The organism is Saccharibacillus brassicae (assembly GCF_006542275.1).
Classification (GTDB): domain Bacteria; phylum Bacillota; class Bacilli; order Paenibacillales; family Paenibacillaceae; genus Saccharibacillus; species Saccharibacillus brassicae.
In genome coordinates this window covers 4388304-4408708 of the sequence record NZ_CP041217.1, presented here as the reverse complement: position 1 = coordinate 4408708, position 20405 = coordinate 4388304, and the positions used below count along the sequence as shown (strand labels likewise).

Sequence of the window (20405 nt, the reverse complement as noted above, 5' to 3'; positions counted from 1 at the left end):
GAGCCTGCGCTCAATGCGGCCGGCTCTCCTCGCCAAGCTCGCTGAGCAAATACCGGTTCACCCGGTCGGCGAACCGTTCGAGCGCGGCGGGCAGCTCCATCGTCAACGGATGCAGCGCTGTCCGGTCCCACTCGTAATAATCCTGTACCAGCGGACGTCTCAGCCGGACGAGCCGCAGCATGAGCATGCGCAGCTCGTCGTCGATGACCTTCTCGCCGTGGATAATCTCGATAATGTCTTCATAGCTGCCCGCATCGCGCATAATAAAGCCGTCGATCAGGTAGCTGCCGATGTCGGTCACCGCTTCAAGCGCCAGATGCAGCGCGCGTTCCTGCGCCAATCCTTGCAGCAGCGTGCCGTCCCACTGCGCCGCGACCAGACGCATCGCTTCGATCGTCTGCGGCAGCGACAGCAGGCGTTTCTCGATCTGTTCCCGATTTACGTAATACAATGTCGGTTCCCCCCGTGTCCTTCGGACTGGGCCGGCGAACTACACTTCGTAGTCGACCGCCAGCGAGATTTCTTTGACGCCGTTAATGTATTCGATGATCTTCCGGTGGACCGGATGCGTCTGATACGCCTCCAGATCGTCCAGCGTCTCGACGGTTGCCGTCAGCGCGATATCGTACGAACGCTCCGAGCGCAAAATGTCGGTGCCGACTTCGAACGATCTCAGCTGCTCGATCTGGCCGTCCATGCTGCGCAGCACGTCCGCGGCTTCCGCCACGCTTTCGGCCGAACGGTTCTTCAATTTGAAAAAGACGATGTGTTTGATCATATTGTCTCATCTCCCGATGCAGAATATGGGCTGTCCATGCCTCAGAAAAAAGCTCACAAAGAAACTATATCATAAGGAGAGCGGTTACAGCCAAAATCGACAAGTCGATTTCCCGAAAACGTTCTACGCCCTACGCAGGGCACAGCAAAGACCGGCTGTCGGTTGAGGCCGTCAGCCGGTCTTCGTCAGGTTGCGATTGAGGTTCAGACGCCGTGTCCGGCAGCCGCTTGGCAAGCCTTCACGGACGCTTTAGCGCGAACGGCGCCGTCCCATCAGGGCACCGCAGGCGATCAGCAGCAGCCCCGCGTACGCGTAAGCCATATCGCTGCCGCTCTCGCCCGTCTGCGGCAGTTCCGACATTCCGCTGCCGCCTGCCATCGTGCTTTCGGCGAGTGCCGACGAAGCGGCGCCTGCATCGGCTGCTGCGGCATCCATCGAGCCGGAGATCGAAGCCGGATTTGTCAAAGCCGCTGCCGTCACGAGCGAAGTCCGTTCCGGCATGCCGGCCCGATCCGCGTTCGAAGCGTCCGCTGTGACGAGCGTGCCTTCCGTGATAAAGTCCGCAGGCTTGGCTTGAGCCACGTCCGCGTCCGGCACCAACACGTCGAACTCGTCGCCTTCGGACGCCGTGACCGGCGTTACGACGCTGCCGGTCGAAGATTCGGGCTCGGTTTGGACCGGATCGGCAGCGGGCGTCGTGCCGGAAGCGGCGATAACCGTTCCCGGTACGGTCAGGCTGCCGTCGATGACGACTTCACCGGATACCGGCGTCGTGACGTCAGTGCCGATACCCGGCGTTGTTCCGCCGGTGCTGCCGCCGTTATCGGTGCCCGGCGTTGTTCCGCCGGTGTTACCGCCGTTATCGGTGCCCGGCGTTGTTCCGCCGGTATTACCGCCGCTGCCTGTGCCCGGCGTTGTTCCGCCGGTGTTACCGCCGTTGTCGGTGCCCGGCGTTGTTCCGCCGGTGCTGCCGCCGTTATCGGTGCCCGGCGTTGTTCCGCCGGTGTTGCCGCCGTTATCGGTGCCCGGCGTTGTTCCGCCGGTGTTACCGCCGCTGCCGGTACCCGGCTCATTCGTCGTGGAAGAAGCACTTGGCAGGACGGAGACTTGAACGCCCGGCAGAAGGCCGTCCAGATTCAAGTCGAGCAGGGAGGAATTCTGGGACGTTCCGTTCGGGTTGGCCGAACTGCCATTTTCCAGAACCGTCAGTCCCACCTCGCTGCCGAGCACCTCGTCCAGATTCAGGTTAATGAGCGAACCCGAATTCCCGGAAGCCGCCGGTTGATTCGGAGCCGTACCGGAAGTCGTCGTACTGCTGCTGTTCTCCAGCACACCGACATGCACGCTCTCGCCCAGCACTTCGTCGAGATCAAGATCGATCAGGGCACCGTTATTCGTGACTGTGGTACCGGTCGTCGATCCGCCGGTCGAACCGTTCGTACCCGTCGCCTCGGAAGTAGTCGTCGCTTCTTCGTTTTCCAGAACGCCGACATGCACGCTTTCTCCCAGCACTTCGTCCAGATCCACGTTCACCAGCGCGTCGGCGTTCTTTTCGCTGGTCGTCGTGGTTCCAGTCGCGATTCCGCCCGTCGTTCCGGTCGAACCGTTCGTGCCCGTTGTCCCGGAATTCGTCGTCGCTTCTTCGTTTTCCAGAACGCCGACGTGCACGCTTTCTCCCAGCACTTCGTCCAGATCCACGTTCACCAGCGCGTCGGCGTTCTTTTCGCTGGTCGTTGTGGTTCCAGTCGCGATTCCGCCCGTCGTTCCGGTCGAACCGTTCGCGCCCGTCGCCTCGGAAGTCGTCGTCGCTTCTTCGTTTTCCAAGACGCCGACGTGCACGCTTTCTCCCAGCACTTCGTCGAGATCCACATTCACCAGCGCGTCGGCGTTCTTTTCGCTGGTCGTCGTGGTTCCAGGCGCGGTTCCGCCCGTCGTTCCGGTCGAACCGTTCGTGCCCGTCGCCCCGGAAGTCATCGTCGCTTCTTCGTTCTCCAAGACGCCGACGTGGACGCTCTCGCCCAGCACTTCGTCCAGATCCACGTTTACCAATGCGTCGTAGTCCTGGCTGATCGTCTCGCCGGATGTCGGCGGTGCCGCGGAAGCCGCGGTCTGCGCGCTCTCCAGCACGCCGACGTGCAGCGTTTCGCCGATCAGGCCGTCCGCGTTCAGATTGAGCAGGGACTGGCTTTCGGTGCGCGACTCGGCGTGAACCGGGGTCGCCGTTTCTTCCGCCGAGACCTGGCCTTGCGTTGCTGCGAGAAGGGCTGCCGCAAATCCTGTCGTCCAAAGTGCTTTTACCGTCTTTTTCATGTGTATCGCTCCCTTTTAATTTTTTGATTTTTACGTCAAAAAGGGAGCTTGTTTCGGCGGCGAAAAAGGCGGAGCGTTAATCCATTGGCTGCCTTCCGTGTCGGAAACGGCTTTGAGCCGGTACAGCGTCGTCGCCGCGACCGGATCGAATCCGGTATGCAGCTGCGCGATCGGAGGCTGCGGCCCGGCGGAACCGGACCCTCCCTGCGGAGAGCCGGAGACGCCGCGCGCAGCAGCGCTATCCGTCAAGAGTCCCGGCAGCGCAGGCGGAAGATCCGCACGTCCGGCTCGTTTTGCCAGCGGCTGCGCCGCTTCCGTACCTGTCTGCGGGGCGCTCTCAAGATCCGCGTCCGACGGATCTGCCGCGTCTTCTGCTGCGGCGTTCGCCGCGGAAGAATTGGCCGGGTCCTCTCCGACAGTTTCCAATTCCGTTTCCGGGTCTGAAAAAGTCGGCTCTTCTCCCGTCATCCCTGCTGCGGCCGCAGCGCTGCTCGGCTTCGGCGCGGGATCGGGCACGTCCGTCAAGCGGGCGGCCGAAGCCGTCACTTCCTGCCCCGGAGCGACTGCAAGGCTGTTATCCGCCTGCGCCGCGTCCGGCATAACCGGGACGTTCGGCGTACCGGATTCGGCGTTCGCCGGTCGGTCAACGTCAACGACCACGGCCGATGTCGCAGGCTGCTGCGACGGCGCGATCACTTCCGTGACCGGCTGCGAATTCGAATCCGGCTGCGTGAACACGGAACTGCCGTTCGGCGCGACCGGGTCCGCTGTCCGCGAAGGCGGCGCAGGTACCGCGGGCGTCTGGCCGGCAGGCGTATCGCCCGGATCTTGATCTTGATCGTCGACCTGCGGCGGCTGTACCGGGACCGGCGGCTTGGGCGTGGTAGGCGCTGTAGGCGTAGGCGATACCGGAACGACCGGCTTGCCGCCGCCCGGATCGGTAACCGGCTTGACCGCTTCCTGCACGGCTTCGGTCGTCTTCTGCACGATCCCTCCTACCGTGCCGCCGACGCCTTCCGTCACCTCGCCGACGCTGCCGACGACTTGACCGGCTTGTTCGACCGCGTTTTGAACCGTGCGATCGACCGTTTTGACTACCTGCCCCGTTTCTTCCAGCAATGTGCCTACAGGATCGGCAGCCTTGCCGTTTAATGCTTCTGTCACTTGTGGAAGCGTATTCATAGGAATGTCTACGCTTTCTCGTACAAGCCCATTCGTGTCCTGCACGACCTGTTCGACTGTATTGACTACTTGTTCGACCGTGTCGGCTGTCGGTTGGGTGACCGGCATAAGCAGCCCCCCGGCTGCTTCTCCCGTCGTGTCCAACGTCTCCCGAACGGCCTGCTGCGTCTGAGTTAAGGTTCCGTTTACCGTTTGCTCCAGCGTGCCTGTCACGCCGTTTACTGTCTGATTGACCGAATCGGATACGCCGCCGACCGTTTGGTCGACCGCATCAACCGCTCCTTTAAGCACATGGTCCAGAAGTACGGGGGTTGATCTCGCTTGTACGTCCGGCGTTTGAAAAATAAAAAAGCCGGCCATCGACAAGCAGATCGTCATTATCCATTTTCTCATCGATTCACCTCCTTTCGCTGCGAATTCGACTGCTGTTGGATCCGATAAGCTGTTTACGACAGCTATCTAAATGGCATCTATCCTTTTTTAACCGCGCTTTTTTCCTTCCGAAACAATAAAAGGTAAATAAAGTAAAAAGATCCCACCTGTGAAAAAGCATGAATTGGACGGGAACCACGATTTTGCGCAAAAAAAAAGAAAACCGCTTTCCCGTAAAGGAAAGCGGTTCTCCGAAGGTCAAGAACAGACAAGGCGGGTTAATGCCCGAATCTTTCTTATTCTTCTGTTTTCTCTTCGTCGCCTACGCGCTCAGGAGCCACTTCGGCTTCTTCGTCTGTCGCTTCCGGCTCTTCTTCAAGCTGCGGCAGAACGACGGATGCCAGGATTTCTTCTTCCGAAGAGATCAGCTTCACGTTATCGTCGAGCTTGATGTCGGCTGCTGTCAGCTTGTCGCCGATTTCCAGATGCGTGACATCGATTTCGAGCGATTGCGGCAGGTCGTTCGGCAGCGCTTCGACTTCCAGTTCGTTCGCCTGGATTTGGAAAATGCCGCCTTCTTTCGATCCTTTGGCTTCGCCTTGATAATCGACCGCGATCGTTGCGCGAATCGGCGTGTTCTTGTCGATCTGAATGAAGTCGGCGTGAATGATACGTCCGTTAAGGCGCTGCACGTCTTTGATCATGACCTGCGATGCCGAACCGCCTTTGACATTCAGCGAGAAGATGTCAGCGCCGCCGCGCTGCACGTGACGCTGCAGATCCTTCGCATCAACGTGAACGGGGATGCCGTCCGCTTTCTTGCCGTACACGACAGCCGGAACGCGTCCGCTCTCGCGCAATTCTCTCATATCGGAACGTTTAAAACCGGTTCTTTTCTCAGCTTCAAGTGCTTTACTCATAACATTCGACCTCCTTGGAATTGGACAAATCGACTTGGGAAAGGTGTGATGCACCGGCCAGGCCGTGTTCTCCTTCGTCTTCACCTTACTCTATTACCCCGAAGAAGCTAACTTGTATCACCTGCCGCCCAATCTGTGTAAAATAGTCGGCGGCTTGCCTCGGCATCAGCTGGCGGACGAATCCGAAGCAAGATGTTCGAGCAGGTACGGCGCCGTCCGGCTGCGCCCGGAAGCCGACACCTCCGTCGGCGTGCCGGCCGCCACGACGGTGCCGCCTTCCGCGGCCGCTCCGGGACCGATATCGATCATCCAGTCGGCCTGGGCCGCGATCCGCATATTGTGCTCGACCATGATCACCGTATGGCCGGCGCGCACGAGCGCGTCCAGATGGCGCAGCAGGCGGTCGGCATCAACCGGATGCAGGCCATTGGTCGGCTCGTCCAGCAGATACAGCGTCCGGCCGCGCTGCGTGCGCTGCAGTTCGGCCGCAAGCTTGATCCGCTGCGATTCGCCGCCGGACAGCTCCGTCGCGGGCTGGCCGAGCTTCAGGTAGCCGAGTCCGAGATCGAGCAGCACCGACAGCGGCCGCGAGATAGCCGGCTGCTGCGCGAAGACGTCTACCGCTTCTTCCACGGTCAGCGCCAGCACGTCCGCGATCGTCAGATCGTTCCACGTCACTTCGAGCGTCTCGGCATTGTAGCGCGCTCCGCCGCATTCCGGGCACGGCACGTACAGGCTCGACAGGAACATCAGCTCGATCTGGACGAAGCCCTGCCCTTCGCAGGACGGGCAGCGTCCGGCCGCCACATTAAAAGAAAAGCGGCCCGCTTTGTAGCCCCGCTCCCGGGAAAGCGGCGCGTCGGCGTACAGTTTGCGGACGTGATCGAACAATCCGGTGTACGTCGCCAGATTCGAGCGCGGCGTGCGACCGATCGGCTTCTGGTCGATCCGTACGAGGCGGCGCAGGGAATCGAGATCGCCTCCGGCTTCGCCCGAAATCTCGCCCGGCTGTTCTTCCTCGCCTTCTTCCGCCGGTTCGGCCGGCAGATTGCCCAGATGCGGCGCCAGCAGCGCCGGCAGCGCGCCGGAGATCAGGCTGGACTTGCCGGAACCGGACACGCCAGTCACGGCGGTCAGGCAGCCGAGCGGAATCTCGACGTCCAATTCGTTGAGATTATTGTAGGAGACCCGGTTCAGCTTCAGCCAGCCTTCCGGCGTCCGGCGTTCGCGGAGCACGGAAGCGGAATCCGCGAACAGATACCGCCGCGTGATCGAACGTTCCACGTCCGCCAGGCCGGCCGGCGGGCCGCTGTACAGCACTTGCCCTCCGCGTTCGCCCGCTTCGGGGCCGATATCGACCAGCCACTGCGCCTGCTTCATGATGTCGAGATTGTGTTCGACGACGAACACGGAGTTGCCCGCGTCGCGCAGCGCCGCAAGCGACTCCAGCAGCGCTTCGCCGTCGGCGGGGTGCAGACCGGCCGACGGTTCGTCCAGCACGTACACGACCCCGAACAGCTTCGAGATCAGCTGCGTCGCCAGGCGCAGCCGCTGCAGCTCGCCCGAAGACAGCGTCGGCGCCGGGCGGTCGAGCGACAGATGGCCGACGCCGATCGCGATCAGCCGATCCAGCCGCCCCGCCGCGTCTTCGACCAGCCGCCGGGCGATCAGCGCTTTTTCCGTCGCTCTCCGATGCGCGGAATCGGCCTTCGGCGACTCGTGCGCCTGCACGGCTTCTTCAAGCCTGCGCTGCAGCTCGGTTACGGGCAGCCGGAACAGGTCCGCGATGTCCATTCCCCCGAACGTGACGGAGAGCGCTTCCGGCTTCAATCTTTTGCCGTGGCAGAGCGGGCAGGGACCGACGACCAGATAAGGTTCGAGCCGCTGGCGGCGGCCCGGATTGTCGGCGGAAGCGTACATATGAAGCAGTTGGCGGCGTGCGCCGGTATAATTGCCCATATAATCGTGCTTGCGCCCGGAACGGATCGCTTCCTGAATCTGCTCGTAATCGAGATCCGGGTACACCGGAGCGGACGGCTTCTCTTCGGTAAACAAAATCCAGTCGCGATCGGACTGCGGCAGTTCCCGCCACGGCTTATCCACGTCGTAACCGAGCGAGATCAGGATGTCGCGCAGGTTCTGCCCGTGCCAGGCGCCCGGCCACGAAGCGATCGCCCGCTGGCGGATGCTCAAGCTCGGATCGGGCACCATCGACGCTTCGGTCGCGTCGTAGATCCGGCCGAGCCCCTGGCATTCGGGGCAGGCTCCCTGCGGCGTATTGGGCGAAAAATCTTCGGCGTACAGCACCGGCTGTCCGACCGGATAATCGCCGGCGCGCGCATACATCATGCGCAGCACGTTGGAGATGGCCGTCAGGCTGCCCACGGTGGAGCGCTCCTGCGGCACGCTGCGCTGCTGTTGAAGCCCGACCGCGGGCGGCAGCCCTTCGATGCTCTCGACCTGCGGCGTGCCGGCCTGCTGGATCAGCCGTCTGGCATACGGCGCGACGGACTCCAGGTAGCGCCGCTGCGCTTCGGCGTACAGTGTGCCGAATGCGAGCGACGATTTGCCCGAACCGGACACGCCGGTAAACACGACAAGCGCGTCGCGCGGGATGTCGAGGTCGACGTTTCGTAAATTATTCTCGCTGGCTCCGCGGACGCGAATCATATTCCGCGGATCGAGATCGGGTTCGGATGAATGGGACTGATGCGATATACTCATGCTGGCGTTCCTCCTTGGCGTTTCGTACGGATTGCCCTGCGAATTCGGTTCGTCTTCCGGACGGGATCGGCAGCCGATCCGTCGTCTCGGTATCTTTACCTCATTCGCTGCAAAAGAAATCAGCAGGCAGTTATGGAGAGTGAGTCGGGCAAGAGTCGGAAACGGGCGGTTCCGGGCGGAAGTGCGAGATCGGGAACGCCGGAAAAAAACGTTCGAATACGCAAAACCCACGTTCGAATACGCAAAAAAACCGCCGATTTCCCTAAAGGAAACCGACGGTTCTTCGATGAAACGAGATGCGGTCGAGAGGACTCGAACCTCCACGGGGGTTAGCCCACACGGACCTGAACCGTGCGCGTCTGCCAATTCCGCCACGACCGCATAATAGTTGGCTGGGCTTTTTGCCCTGCCCAAATAATATAGCATAGCCGGCAGGCAGATTGCAAGCCTTTTGGCAAGAAAGTTCGCATACCGTGCCAAAGGGAACGCGGCATGCTCTTTTGGCCTTCGTCTTGTTGCCCTGCCGCTTTGCCGGAAAAGGGAGCCGGCAGCCGTATCGGGAAGTCTTATCCGGCAAATGCGTACCGAAAGTCAACATTTCAAGCGAAATCAGGGACGTGAACAGAAAATGTGTGCATTTGGTCAGCATTTTCTGCCTGTTGGGCCGGAAATCGGGCTTTTTCGCGAAAAATGTGCGCATTAAGTCAACATTTTGCGCAGAATACGGTTTTTGAGCGGAAAATGTGCACAAAAAGTCAACATTTCAGGTGGAATGAGGGCCGTGAACAGGAAATGTGTGCATGGGGTCAGCATTTTCTGCCTGTTAGGCCGGAAATCGGGCTTTTTCGCGAAAAATGTGTGCATCAAGTCAACATTTTGCGCAGAATACGGTTTTTGAGCGGAAAATGTGCACAAAAAGTCAACATGACCGCCCGCCGCCCCGTCACCCCCGCCGAGGCTTGGCCGCCGAACTCCGTTCGACCAATTCCGGCGCGTAGACGACGTCTTCGTATTCGACGGCCGAACCCGAAGCGCCGCTCTCGATCATGGCGATCAGCCGCCGGGCCGCTTCCCGGCCCATTTCTTCCTTCGGATGCGTCAGCGTCGTCAGCGGCACGCCGGAAGCGAGCGCGAGCGCCGAATCGTCGAAGCCGACGACCGACACGTCGCCCGGCACGGACAGTCCGAGCTCGCGCGCCGCATTCATGAGCGGTACGGCCAGTTCGTCGTTATAGGCGACGAGCGCCGTCGGCCGGTTCGGCGAAGCGAGCAGTTCGCGCACGCGCCGAAGCGGCAGTTCGCCTTTTTGCCCCGTCGCGTACGTCACGACATGCTCGGGCAGCAGCGGAATGCCCGCTTCGCGGTGGGCGTGCATGAAGCCGCGCAGCCGGTTGACGCCCTGCAGATCGTCCGTTTTGAAAAAGCCGGCGATCCGCGTATGCCCCTGCCCGATCAAATACCGGGCCGCGGTCGAGCCGCCGAGTTCGTCGTCCACTTTGAGACACGGCACTTCCAGTTCGCGGTAGCGTTCGTTGATCATGAGGAACGGCAGGTTTCTCGACTGCATCGACAGGTAGAACGGCAGGTTGGGATTGCCTTCGGCGCTTTTGGTCGGCTCGATGATCAGCCCGCTGAGCGGTTCGCTCAGCATAAGGCGCAGGCATTCCATCTCTTTCTCCTTGTCGTTGTCGGTGCTTGCAAGCAGCAGCCGATAGCCGCGGCTGCGCAGCTCGGCTTCGGCGCCCCGCACGATATGCGGGAAAATATAATCGGAGATGTACGTCGTGACGATGCCGATCGTCCGCGGCTGCGCCGCTTCTTCGCGGATGCCGGCGCTGCGCACGAACGTGCCTTTGCCCTGCACCCGTTCCAGCAGCCCCTGGCGTTCGAGTTCGGAGAACGCCTGGCGCACCGTCTGGCGGCTGAGCGAGAACTGCTCGGCGATCTCGTTCTCCGACGGCACTTGTCCGCCGGGCACCAATCGGCCGCTTTCGATCCAACTTAACAGTTCGTTTTTCAAGATCATGTATTTGGGAAGCCGTTTGTTCATCCTGATTCACCTCGGTCTGTATTTGCGTTCGTATCCGGTGCGGGCCGGCAGTCTCCGGCATCTGCCGGGCGCACCCGGAAAGCGATCCTAAGATAGCGCTCTCAAGCTTAATTGTACGTACAAGTTTAGTTTAAGTGCCGGTTTGGGAAAATGCAAGCCGAACTTCCGCCGGCCCGGCCGGGTTCAGCGCCCGCTCCCGCGCCGCGGCAGCAGCCCGCCTTCCTCCAGCCACCGCGCGAGCAGTGCGTTGAACGCTTCCGGCTGCGCGAGCGAAAATCCGTGTCCGATACCGGGCCGCACGACAAGTTCCGACCCGGCGCGCATCTGTGCGAGATCCCGCGCCGAGCGGCGCATCGAGCCGCTTTCCTCTTCGCCGACGGTCACGAGAAGGCGCGCCGTCGAATAGGCAAAGCCGGCCGGCAGCCGGTAGCCGAGACTTTCCCGCACCGTTCGGATCAGCCCGGCACGGCTGATCCCGAGGCTGTGCGCATAATACGTATCGAATTGTTCGCCCGGCACGTACAAGCTTCGGGCTTGCAGCGCCGCGAATTTGCGGCTGCGCATCAGCGAGTAGAACAGCGAGATCAGCGGCCCGACCAGCGGACGCGCAAGCGACGCCGGATAGATCGAACCGCTGCCCAGCATGGCGCCGCTCAGCAGGTCCGGACGATCGCTCATCATCTGCATGACGATCTGGGCGCCGAGCGAGAAGCCGACGGCCACGATCGGCCGACCGGCGCTTTTTCGTTCGGCAAGCCGGATCAAGGCTTCCGCGCTTTTTTCGATAGTAAAAAGTTCGTCTTCCCCCGTTCCGTCCTGCTCCGACCATTCCGGTACCAGGCAGTGCGCATGCCGAAAATGCTCGACCTGCCGATCCCACATCCAACCGCCGACCCCGCCGCCGTGCACGAACAGCAGCAGCGGAGCGTCGATCGGACCGGATTCCGTGTACGTCCACGCCATACCGTTTCCCCCTCTTTTTTCCATATTCCAACCTTATCACACTTCTTCCGCATGATCGTTTTCCGCGCACAATCTCCCTGTACCGAATTGTGACTTTTTCAAGTGAAATATTTCACATTAAATGTGATTACGATCACCAACCTCTTCAATCGCGTTCTCCTATAATGAGGATGCAAGGTAGATCAAATTTGAAATAGCGGCGGCTTACCGGATATTCCGGCCCCGCCCTTTCCTGCAAATTACGTTGTGAATAAGTTCACATTACTGGAAGATCGCCGATCCGCAGCACCCCTGCCCCGCCGCCTGACGGCCGATACGACGCACGCACGCGGGCCGCGATCTTCCCTTCATCCGAATTCAAACGCCAAGGAGGCTTTTCCTCATGAACACCGTCAAACAAAAGCTGATCGTCATCGGCAACGGCATGGCCGGCATCAATACGCTGGAACAGATTCTCAAGCTGACCGACCGGTTCGACATTACCGTTTTCGGCAGCGAACCGCATCCCAACTATAACCGGATCATGCTCTCGTACGTGCTCGAAGGCAGCAAAAAGCTCGAAGACATCGTGCTGAACGACTGGAGCTGGTACGAGGAAAACGGCATCGCGCTGCATACGAACACGACGGTGACGCAGATCGATACGGTCGGCAAAACAGTGCTCACCGATACCGGCCTGACGCAGGCGTACGACAAGCTGCTGATCGCGACCGGCTCCAATTCGCTTATGCTTCCGATTCCCGGCAGCGACCGCGAAGGCGTCGTCGGCTTCCGCGATATCGCCGACTGCGACCGGATGCTGGACGCGGCGAAGCAGTACAAGAAAGCGGCCGTCATCGGCGGCGGACTGCTCGGGCTCGAAGCGGCCAAAGGGCTCGTCGGCCTCGGCATGGACGTGACCGTCGTCCATCTGATGAACGACCTGATGGAACGCCAGCTCGACAGCCAGGCTTCCGCCATGCTCAAGACCGAGCTGGAACGCCAAGGCATCAAGTTCGCGATGGGCAAATCGACAGCCGAGATGACCGGCGACCACCGCGTGCGCAAGCTCGTGTTCACGGACGGCGAAGAACTGGAAGCCGAATTCGTCGTCATGGCGGTCGGCATTCGGCCGAACAAGCAGATCGGCGAAGTCAGCGGCATCGACACGAATCGCGGCATCCTCGTCGACGACTTCATGCGCACGTCCGCGCCGGACGTCTACTCGGTCGGCGAATGCGCGGAACACCGCGGCGTCTGCTACGGCCTCGTCGCTCCGCTGTTCGAGCAGGGCAGCGTCCTCGCCAAACATATTTGCGGTATCGACACGGCAGGCTACGGCGGTTCGATCACGTCGACCAAGCTCAAAATTTCGGGCGTGGACGTGTTCTCGGCCGGCGAATTTATCGAGACGCCGCAGCACACCGTCATCTCGGCCAAAGACGAATGGAAACGCACCTACAAAAAAATACTGCTCGATCAAGGCAAAATCGTCGGCGCCGTGCTGTTCGGCGACGTGACGGAATCCGCTTCGCTGCAAAAATACGTCCGCGAACGCACCGAAATGAACGACGAAATCTACGGCGACCTGATGGGCACCGGCCACTGCGGCAGCGGCAAATCGAAAACGGCCGCGGTAGAGAAAATGGCCGACGACGAAATCGTCTGCGGCTGCAAAGGCGTCACCAAAAAAGTCATCGTCGACGCGATCACCGAACAAGGACTGACGACGGTCGACGAAATCAAAGCGTGCACCGGCGCGACCGGTTCGTGCGGCGGCTGCAAGCCGGTCGTCGAACAGATTCTGAGCTTCGTTCTCGGCGACGGCTTCAAGCAGACGGTCAAGACCGGCATCTGCGGCTGCACCCCGCTGAGCCGTCAGGAGATCGTGGCCGGCATCAAGGAAAAAGGGCTGCGGACGACCAAAGAAGTCATGCATGTACTCGACTGGCATAACGCGGAAGGCTGCTCCAAGTGCCGGCCGGCCGTCAACTACTATCTGGGCGTCATCTACCCGGGCGAACACAAAGACGAGAAAGAATCGCGCTTCGTCAACGAACGCATGAACGCCAACATTCAGAAAGACGGCACGTACACGGTCGTTCCGAGAATGTACGGCGGCGTGACGACACCGGAAGACCTCAAGAAAATCGCCGATGTGTCGGTCAAATACAACGTCAAAGCGGTCAAAGTGACCGGCGGACAGCGGCTCGACCTGATCGGCGTGCAGAAGGAAGATTTGCCGAAAGTATGGGAAGAGCTGGACATGCCTTCGGGCTATGCGTACGCCAAATCGCTGCGGACGGTCAAGACGTGCGTCGGTTCGCAGTTCTGCCGCTTCGGCACGCAGGATTCGCTGGCCGTCGGCGCCATGCTCGAACGCAAGTTCGAACGGCTCGATTTTCCGGCCAAATTCAAGATCGCCGTTAACGGCTGCCCCCGCAACTGCGCCGAATCGTGCACCAAAGACATCGGCATCGTCGGCAACGACGGCGGCTGGGAAGTGTTTATCGGCGGCAACGGCGGGATCAAGGCCCGGCTGGCCGACTCGCTCTGCAAAGTGAAAACGGACCAGGAACTGACCGATACGGTCGCCGCCGTCATGCAGTATTACCGCGAGACCGGCAACTATCTGGAACGGACGTCGGAATGGGTCGAACGGATCGGCCTGGAAGACATCTACGCCAAAACGGTTGCGGATGCCGATAACCGCCGCAAATTGATCGACGATATCGAATATGCGCTGACGTTCGTGGAAGATCCGTGGAAACAAGTGCTCAACGACAAAAAACTGCGCAGCGAATTGTTCGAGACCGCCGCGCCGGCTCTGCCGCAGGCGTAACTGTCCGCGTAACGGCCAACCGATCAACCGATCCCGAGAGGAGCTTGACCATGACCTATCCATCGAACGTTTTTGCCGGTACGACGCCGATCGTTCTTGACTCCGTCGACCGTTTCCCGAGCCGCATCGGCCGCGTTTTCCTCGTCGACAACACCGAGCTTGCCGTCTTCCGCACGTCGGACGACCAATTCTACGCCGTCGAGAACCGCAATCCCCATCCCAAAGGCGGGCCGCTTGCCGAAGCGATCGTCTCCGGCCATTATATTTACGATCCGCTGTACGATTGGAAAATCGATCTGAAGACCGGACTCGTGCAGCAGCCCGATACCGGTCAGGTCCGGACGTTCCGCGTCGAGGTCGCAGACGGCCGGGTCGTTCTCTTCCCGAACCAGTACCCTTTCAACTCTTAGTGTCGACAAGGTACAAAACGTCTGCTGCGTTCGCCCGTTTTGCCCATTTGCATGCCAGGAGGCCGATCTCATGTTTACCGAAAGTGTACGTTCCCTCGTCGAAGCCGCAGTCAAAAAAAGGGATTTCATGAATGAACACCCGCTCCGCTATCTGATCAGCGCCGTTCTTGCCGGTGCCTATGTCGGTCTCGGTATCATTCTGATCTTCTCGCTGGGCGCTCCGCTCGCCGCGATCCAATCGCCGTTCCAGTCGCTGATCATGGGCGCCTCGTTCGGGATCGCGCTCACGCTCGTCATCTTCGCCGGCTCGGAGCTGTTTACCGGCAACAACATGTTCTTCACCGCTTCCACGCTGGCCCGTCGCACTTCGGTCAAAGACCTCGGCAAAAACTGGACGCTCGTATTTCTCGGTAATCTGGCGGGCGCCGTCATCGTCGGCCTGCTCGTGCTCGGAACCGGGCTGTTCAAAAATATCGCGCCGGAACATCTGATCTTCGCCGCCGCCGCCAAAAAAATGAGCCTGCCCGTCATGGAACTGTTTTTCCGCGGCATCCTCTGCAACTGGCTCGTCTGTCTGGCGATCTGGATGGCCAGCCGGACGACGAACGAAGCCGCGAAAATTATGCTGATCTGGTGGTGCCTGTTCGCTTTCATCGCAAGCGGCTACGAGCACAGCGTCGCCAACATGACGCTGCTCAGCACGGCGCTCATGCTGCCGGGCCACCCGGCGACGATTACTTTGGCCGGCTGGCTGCACAACATGATTCCCGTCACGCTCGGCAATATCGTCGGCGGAGCCGTGTTCGTGGCCGGCGCCTACTGGACCGTGTCCCCGGTACGCAAAGCGCGGCCGGAAGCGCAGGATTCGGCGCAGGCGGATACCCGTTCCGCTTCCTGAACGTGATGGAAGCGGAATGAATCTGACCTGAACGAAATGGAATCGAATCGAACGGAATCGAACAAGGACGCTTTTGACCCTCCGCATGGCTGCGGAGGGTTTGTTCATGTTCTTTTGGCGCTGTGTTTTGACGTTTTCTTTTACAGACATGCCCCAATCTTCATTAAATCGCTTACACGTGGTGAAAAACGGTTTCGAATTGTAACCCAACTAGTGCTTTGTCACTAACTTTCGACATTTAACCACTTTTCCATTGAATTTTCGAGCAACTATCTCTATATTCGATTGATACGAAGGACTCAGGAATATTCGCCTGTACTTGATTGTGACGTTACCCGGAAGACACTTATCCGCCGTTTTGCCCATACAGAAAGGAACGTGAACGCAAGCATGACTATCGTTGATTCCATGATTCAGGTTGTCCCTTATTTGAGTCAAATGATGCGCGAAAACACGGCCATCACCATTTACGACCATACGCATATTCTCTATTATGTGCAGTCGGGCAATTTCGATCTCGGTCTGAAGACCGGAGACGCGCTCTATCCCGGCTTCGAGAACTTCAGCGTACTCAAAGGCAGCAAGCAGCCTATTCTCGCCGAATACCCGGCCGAAGCTTTCGGCTACGGCTATCCGCTGCACGCGGTTATCATCCCGCTGCTCGAACAAGACGAAGTCGCGGCGATCCTGACCGTGACCTACGACCAGACCAACCAGGAGAAGCTCAAAAGTATCGCCGCCGATAACCGTTCGATCGCCGACAACCTGGTGGAGATGGTGCAGCATGTAGCGGCCCACGCGCAGGAAATGCAGGCGACGAGCGAACAGATCCTGACGAACACGAAGACCGCCGTGCAAAAATCGGTCAAGATCAACAGTGTCGCGACGCTGATCAAGGAAATTTCGGATCAGACGAACATGCTCGGTCTCAACGCCGCCATTGAAGCCGCGCGCGTCGGCGAGCTGGGCGCCGGCTTCGGCGTCGTCGCCACCGAAGTGCGCAAGCTTGCCGTCCATTCCAAAAGCGCGACCGCCGATATCGAGATCGCGCTCAAAGACGTTCAGGATTCGATCCGCGTCATGGAAAACGAGATCTCGCAGATCGTCGCTTCGTCGCAGGAGCAGGCCGATCTCGTGACGACGTTCACGGACGTAATCGAACGGCTGCAGCAGACCGGCGAATCGATGCAGGATCTCGCCGGCAGCATGACCCGTTACCACGAATCGGTTCGTTAAGTAGGTGCAGCGGCTGCCCACCGGTCAAGACCGGGATAAGGGCAGTTTTTGCTTTTTAAATAGGCAATTACGGGAACGAGGCAGCCGCACAGCATGCAGGTCGTACCTCCCTGGAATTTGGGACACGCTTCGCAGGCGGCGAGCCGCGCTTCGTACTGGTCCTGCGGCACTCTCAGCTCCGGTGCAAAAGCCGGCGAGGCCAGCAGACGCTCCATCTGGCGATCGTTGACCGCGAATTCGTCCCCGCAGCTTCGGCATGTTCGATTGTTGTCGCGCACGGTCTTTTCTCCTTCCGACTTGCTTCGCTTATTCGTGAATGATTCGGGCATCCACGATCATTATATCCGTTCTTGCATTTACAGGCGACCAACCTCTAAACTGGGAGATATAGATTTGTTTCGCGAATCCGTTTCCGAAGCAAAGCCAAGTCTGATTCCGAAGGAGAGAACCGTGATTTCATGAAGGCCCTTAGAGATTTTTTCTACATTCCGGGCATTCGCAGGGCGCTGGCGCTCATTCTGGCCGTCGTGCTGCTCCTGATGCTTCGGAGCATGCTCAGTATGCTGCTGATTACTTTTATCCTCACCTATCTCATGAACCGTCTGCACCGTTTTATTCGAAAAGGCACGGACCGCATCAAGATCAACAACAAAATCGTCCTGCTCTTCACTTATGCCCTGCTGGTCTTCGCGCTCGGATTCGGGGTATACCGGTATTTGCCCGTCTTCATTTACGAGATCCAGCAGCTGATCACCCAGGTCATCTCGTTCTATAACAATCTGTCGAACCTGGCGCTGCCGGACAATGCGTTTACGCGCTACATCATGAATTCCGTCAAGGAGTTCGATATTGCGAGCTACGTCGAAGGCGGTTTCGATTTCATTCTGCACACGCTGAGCGATATCGGCAAATGGAGCCTGAACCTGTTTATCGCCTTTATCCTGAGTTTATTCTTCAATCTGGAAAAAGACAAAGTGTCGTCGCTCATGTCCAAATTCCGCTACAGCAAAGCCGCCTACTTCTTCACGGAGCTGGAATACTTCGGCCGCAAGTTCGTGTCGTCGTTCGGCAAAGTGCTTGAAGTGCAGTTCATGATCTCGTTGACGAACTCGCTGCTGTCGCTCGTGTTCCTGTGGATTCTCGGCTTCCCGAACCTGTTCGCGCTGTGGCTCATGATCTTCCTGCTCGGCCTCGTGCCGGTCATGGGCGTCATCATCTCGCTCGTTCCGCTGTGCGCGATCGCGTTCAACATCGGCGGCTTCAAGATGATCCTGTACATCCTGATCATGATCGTCGTGCTGCATGCGTTCGAAGCGTACATCCTGAATCCGAAATTCATGTCGAACAAAACGCATCTGCCGATCTTCTTCACGTTCCTCATCCTGCTGCTGGGCGAGCATTTCCTCGGCGCCTGGGGCCTGATCGTCGGCGTGCCGATCTTCATCTTCCTGCTCGACATCCTGGAAGTCCCGCTGGAACCGGGCGCCAAAGCCCCTCCGGGCACGCCGGCCAAAAAGAACGAACCGCCGGCTATGCCGCCTACGGTGCAGTGAAGGGTTGACGACTGCCGGGGCTGCGCGGAGAGTGGCGTAGTGCCGAGGCGCGGGTCACAACTGCGGGAGAGTGCCGCGGGTCGCGACTGCGGGCAGAGTGCCTCGGGTGACGCTGCGGCAGAAATTCGTTCAAAACGCGGTCTCACCCGGAAAGTGGATGGGATTGAACGAGGAGCTTTCCGGGTTCAAAAGCGTTTTTCACTGAATTTCTGCCTCCGCTGCTGCTTAATACGACAGCTTTTTGTATGGAAAAGAGACCGAACCGGATCTTCGCGGTTCGGTTTTTTGGCGTATTCGGGGGGGATTGGCTTATAGGGTGGCGGGATGGCGGGTAGGCGGGTAGGCGAACTCTAACGAATCCTCGTATCGCTAATGTCGGGTTTTTGCGCTTTTTGCTTCTGTAACGAATCGTCAGAGCGCTATTGGCTTGTTTATGGGCGAAAAGCGGCGTCTACGCTCAAATAGCGTGCTGACGATTCGTTAGGTTGCCCGAAAAAGCCGAAAAGGCTGAAATAGCGTGGTTAGGGTTCGTTAGCGGAAGCCAAGCCGAGTGAGCGTCAGAGGCGGATAGCCGGCGGCAGGCAAAAAAAGGCCCGGCGGGGTGGCTCCGCCGGGTGTGTCTTAGATCTGGTTAAGAGGGGTTGAACCTAGAATAACCGTTCAAGCTGAAAGCAACCTGATGCCAAGTTAAAGATTGGCTTAAAATTCGTGACTTTTGCGGCGATTCGCGATGACGATGAATTCTGATTGCTCAGGAGTAGGTCTGACCCCTCCGCGTCCGGACGAAAAAAGGACCCCGGCAGCGTGGCGTCGCCGGGGTCAAACTCTATGTGTAGAGGGGATTGATTACATCTTAATCGCCCAACCTGAAAACAATCTGAAATCGCGCTGAACGTTGGATAAAAGGGCGCCAGCTTTTTTCCCACTTCGGCTTGAGATCGGCTTCATTTGGCTTCGAATCGACTTCGAGTTGGCTCCGCTTCGTTTCGCCTTGCCCTGCAACGTTCCGCTACAGCGCCCCGTAAGCTGCGGCCCGCACGCGCAGATGATAATGTTCTTCCATGTTCGGCAGCATCTGGTGCATGTAGACGATCGCCGTATTGTGCTCCGGCGAGATCGAAGTCCACGTGCCGGCCATGCCGGTCCAGCCGAACTCGCCGAGCGGACTATTGCTGCCGCCCGCTGCCCGGTCGACGAGCGTGCGCACGCCGAGACCGTAGCCGTAGCCGGCCGAATACGAGCCGCCGAAGTCTTGCATCTGCCTCTCGTCCAGATGATTGGTCCGCATCAGGTCGATCGTATGGCGGCCGAGAATGCGTACGCCGTTCAGCGTTCCTCCGGCGGCCATCATGCTTGCGAACTTGAGATAGTCGCGCGTCGTCGCGTACAGCCCCTGCCCGCCCAATTCCAACGTCGCGTCGGGACGATGCAGCATATCCATCTCGCCGGATGCCGGCGTCAGCGTGCCGTCTTCCGCCCGTTCGTACATCACCGCCATCCGCTCTTCGATATCGCCCCGGTAGCGGTAGCCCGTATCGGTCATGCCGAGCGGCCCGAAAATCTCGTCCTGCAAAAACTGTCCGATCCTTTTGCCCGAAATGACTTCGATCAGCCCCGCGACCAGGTCATGCCCGTATCCGTACAGCCAATGCGTACCCGGCTCGAACATGAGCGGCGCCTGAGCCGTCGCCCGAATCTCGTCGCGCAGCGTGTAAAGTCCGCCGGTCCGCTCGCGCAGTTCCCCGCGCAGCCGCGTCAGCTCGCGCACCGACAGCGATTCGCCGTACGGGTACGGATGCCCGGTCATCATGCCGAACGCGTGCCGGATCAGAATCGGATTTTGCACCGGTTCGGTATGAACCTGTCCGGTCGGACTCGTCACCGTCTTGCGGACGTGTTCGAATTCCGGCAAATACCGGTGCAGCGGCTCATTGAGCAGGAACTTGCCCCGCTCGAACAAGATCAGAGCCGCGGCGCAGACGATCACCTTCGTCATCGAATAGAGCCGGAAGACCGTATCAGGTCCGGTATCGATCCCTTTTTCCACGTTGGCCTGCCCGAAATAATGTTCATATACGACCTCGCCGCCCTGGGCGATCATGCAGGCGCCGCCGGCAGGGCCGGTCTCCGGAAAAGAGCGGAGCAGCGCCTTTAAGTGATCGAATTGTGCCATGATGAGTTTCTCTCC

General features: G+C 59.4%; 15 protein-coding genes and 1 tRNA gene. 5 read left to right on the top strand and 11 right to left on the bottom strand.

The features are described 5' to 3' along the window. Window positions 1-10 precede the first annotated feature (10 nt). The 9 genes from FFV09_RS18280 to FFV09_RS18240 all read right to left on the bottom strand — a co-directional run bounded on the left by FFV09_RS18280 (window position 11) and on the right by FFV09_RS18240 (window position 11299). Complete coding sequence (locus tag FFV09_RS18280) at window positions 11-451, bottom strand: DUF86 domain-containing protein (protein ID WP_141449161.1); 441 nt, start codon at window positions 449-451, stop codon at window positions 11-13. Between the two features lie 39 nt (window positions 452-490). Next, complete coding sequence (locus FFV09_RS18275; RefSeq protein WP_141449160.1) at window positions 491-778, bottom strand: Dabb family protein; 288 nt, start codon at window positions 776-778, stop codon at window positions 491-493. 249 nt (window positions 779-1027) lie between these two features. Beyond that, entirely contained in the window at window positions 1028-3088 is a 2061-nt protein-coding gene (locus FFV09_RS18270; RefSeq protein WP_141449159.1) for an LPXTG cell wall anchor domain-containing protein, read from the bottom strand. A 30-nt stretch (window positions 3089-3118) separates the two neighbouring features. Continuing rightward, window positions 3119-4663 carry a hypothetical protein gene (locus FFV09_RS18265; protein ID WP_141449158.1) on the bottom strand — a complete coding sequence of 515 codons (1545 nt, stop codon included), beginning with the start codon at window positions 4661-4663 and terminating at the stop codon, window positions 3119-3121. A gap of 275 nt (window positions 4664-4938) precedes the next feature. Then, a complete protein-coding gene (locus tag FFV09_RS18260; protein ID WP_141449157.1) occupies window positions 4939-5562 on the bottom strand; it encodes a 50S ribosomal protein L25 in 624 nt (207 codons plus the stop codon). A gap of 165 nt (window positions 5563-5727) precedes the next feature. Then, complete coding sequence (locus FFV09_RS18255; RefSeq protein ID WP_141449156.1) at window positions 5728-8286, bottom strand: excinuclease ABC subunit UvrA; 2559 nt, start codon at window positions 8284-8286, stop codon at window positions 5728-5730. A gap of 297 nt (window positions 8287-8583) precedes the next feature. Beyond that, a tRNA-Leu gene (locus tag FFV09_RS18250) sits at window positions 8584-8667 on the bottom strand. Window positions 8668-9229: 562 nt separating this feature from the next. Next, on the bottom strand, window positions 9230-10336 hold the full coding sequence (locus tag FFV09_RS18245) for a GntR family transcriptional regulator (protein WP_141449155.1): 1107 nt from the start codon (window positions 10334-10336) through the stop codon (window positions 9230-9232). Between the two features lie 183 nt (window positions 10337-10519). Then, window positions 10520-11299, bottom strand: coding sequence for an alpha/beta fold hydrolase (locus FFV09_RS18240; RefSeq protein WP_170315073.1), 780 nt, complete (start codon window positions 11297-11299; stop codon window positions 10520-10522). A 382-nt stretch (window positions 11300-11681) separates the two neighbouring features. On the opposite strand from FFV09_RS18240, the gene nirB reads away from it, so the two are divergent. The 4 genes from nirB (at window position 11682) to FFV09_RS18220 (ending at window position 16664) form a co-directional block, all read left to right on the top strand. After that, window positions 11682-14120: a nitrite reductase large subunit NirB gene (nirB, locus tag FFV09_RS18235; RefSeq protein ID WP_141449153.1), complete on the top strand. Its 2439-nt coding sequence runs from the start codon at window positions 11682-11684 to the stop codon at window positions 14118-14120. Window positions 14121-14170: 50 nt separating this feature from the next. Next, window positions 14171-14530 (top strand): nitrite reductase small subunit NirD, encoded by a 360-nt coding sequence (gene nirD / locus FFV09_RS18230; RefSeq protein WP_141449152.1) that lies wholly within the window; start codon window positions 14171-14173, stop codon window positions 14528-14530. Between the two features lie 70 nt (window positions 14531-14600). After that, entirely contained in the window at window positions 14601-15428 is an 828-nt protein-coding gene (locus FFV09_RS18225; protein WP_141449151.1) for a formate/nitrite transporter family protein, read from the top strand. A 390-nt stretch (window positions 15429-15818) separates the two neighbouring features. After that, window positions 15819-16664 carry a methyl-accepting chemotaxis protein gene (locus FFV09_RS18220; protein ID WP_141449150.1) on the top strand — a complete coding sequence of 282 codons (846 nt, stop codon included), beginning with the start codon at window positions 15819-15821 and terminating at the stop codon, window positions 16662-16664. Here FFV09_RS18220 and FFV09_RS18215 read toward each other — a convergent pair. Then, complete coding sequence (locus FFV09_RS18215; protein ID WP_246098377.1) at window positions 16661-16942, bottom strand: DUF6171 family protein; 282 nt, start codon at window positions 16940-16942, stop codon at window positions 16661-16663. The genes FFV09_RS18220 and FFV09_RS18215 overlap by 4 nt on opposite strands. 180 nt (window positions 16943-17122) lie before the next feature. Here FFV09_RS18215 and FFV09_RS18210 point away from each other — a divergent pair, with 180 nt between their 5' ends. Further along, a complete protein-coding gene (locus tag FFV09_RS18210) occupies window positions 17123-18217 on the top strand; it encodes an AI-2E family transporter (RefSeq protein WP_141449149.1) in 1095 nt (364 codons plus the stop codon). Between the two features lie 1009 nt (window positions 18218-19226). Here FFV09_RS18210 and FFV09_RS18205 read toward each other — a convergent pair. Continuing rightward, on the bottom strand, window positions 19227-20390 hold the full coding sequence (locus tag FFV09_RS18205) for a serine hydrolase domain-containing protein (protein WP_141449148.1): 1164 nt from the start codon (window positions 20388-20390) through the stop codon (window positions 19227-19229). Window positions 20391-20405 lie beyond the last annotated feature (15 nt).

Excerpts from the sequence above, each read along its gene's own strand:
- FFV09_RS18275 (WP_141449160.1), bottom strand. The coding sequence starts at position 778 with ATGATCAAACACATCGTCTTTTTCAAATTGAAGAACCGTTCGGCCGAA.
- FFV09_RS18270 (WP_141449159.1), bottom strand. The coding sequence starts at position 3,088 with ATGAAAAAGACGGTAAAAGCACTTTGGACGACAGGATTTGCGGCAGCC.
- FFV09_RS18265 (WP_141449158.1), bottom strand. The coding sequence starts at position 4,663 with ATGAGAAAATGGATAATGACGATCTGCTTGTCGATGGCCGGCTTTTTT.
- FFV09_RS18260 (WP_141449157.1), bottom strand. The coding sequence starts at position 5,562 with ATGAGTAAAGCACTTGAAGCTGAGAAAAGAACCGGTTTTAAACGTTCC.
- FFV09_RS18255 (WP_141449156.1), bottom strand. The coding sequence starts at position 8,286 with ATGAGTATATCGCATCAGTCCCATTCATCCGAACCCGATCTCGATCCG.
- FFV09_RS18245 (WP_141449155.1), bottom strand. The coding sequence starts at position 10,336 with ATGAACAAACGGCTTCCCAAATACATGATCTTGAAAAACGAACTGTTA.
- FFV09_RS18240 (WP_170315073.1), bottom strand. The coding sequence starts at position 11,299 with ATGGCGTGGACGTACACGGAATCCGGTCCGATCGACGCTCCGCTGCTG.
- nirB (WP_141449153.1), top strand. The coding sequence starts at position 11,682 with ATGAACACCGTCAAACAAAAGCTGATCGTCATCGGCAACGGCATGGCC.
- nirD (WP_141449152.1), top strand. The coding sequence starts at position 14,171 with ATGACCTATCCATCGAACGTTTTTGCCGGTACGACGCCGATCGTTCTT.
- FFV09_RS18225 (WP_141449151.1), top strand. The coding sequence starts at position 14,601 with ATGTTTACCGAAAGTGTACGTTCCCTCGTCGAAGCCGCAGTCAAAAAA.
- FFV09_RS18220 (WP_141449150.1), top strand. The coding sequence starts at position 15,819 with ATGACTATCGTTGATTCCATGATTCAGGTTGTCCCTTATTTGAGTCAA.
- FFV09_RS18210 (WP_141449149.1), top strand. The coding sequence starts at position 17,123 with ATGAAGGCCCTTAGAGATTTTTTCTACATTCCGGGCATTCGCAGGGCG.
- FFV09_RS18205 (WP_141449148.1), bottom strand. The coding sequence starts at position 20,390 with ATGGCACAATTCGATCACTTAAAGGCGCTGCTCCGCTCTTTTCCGGAG.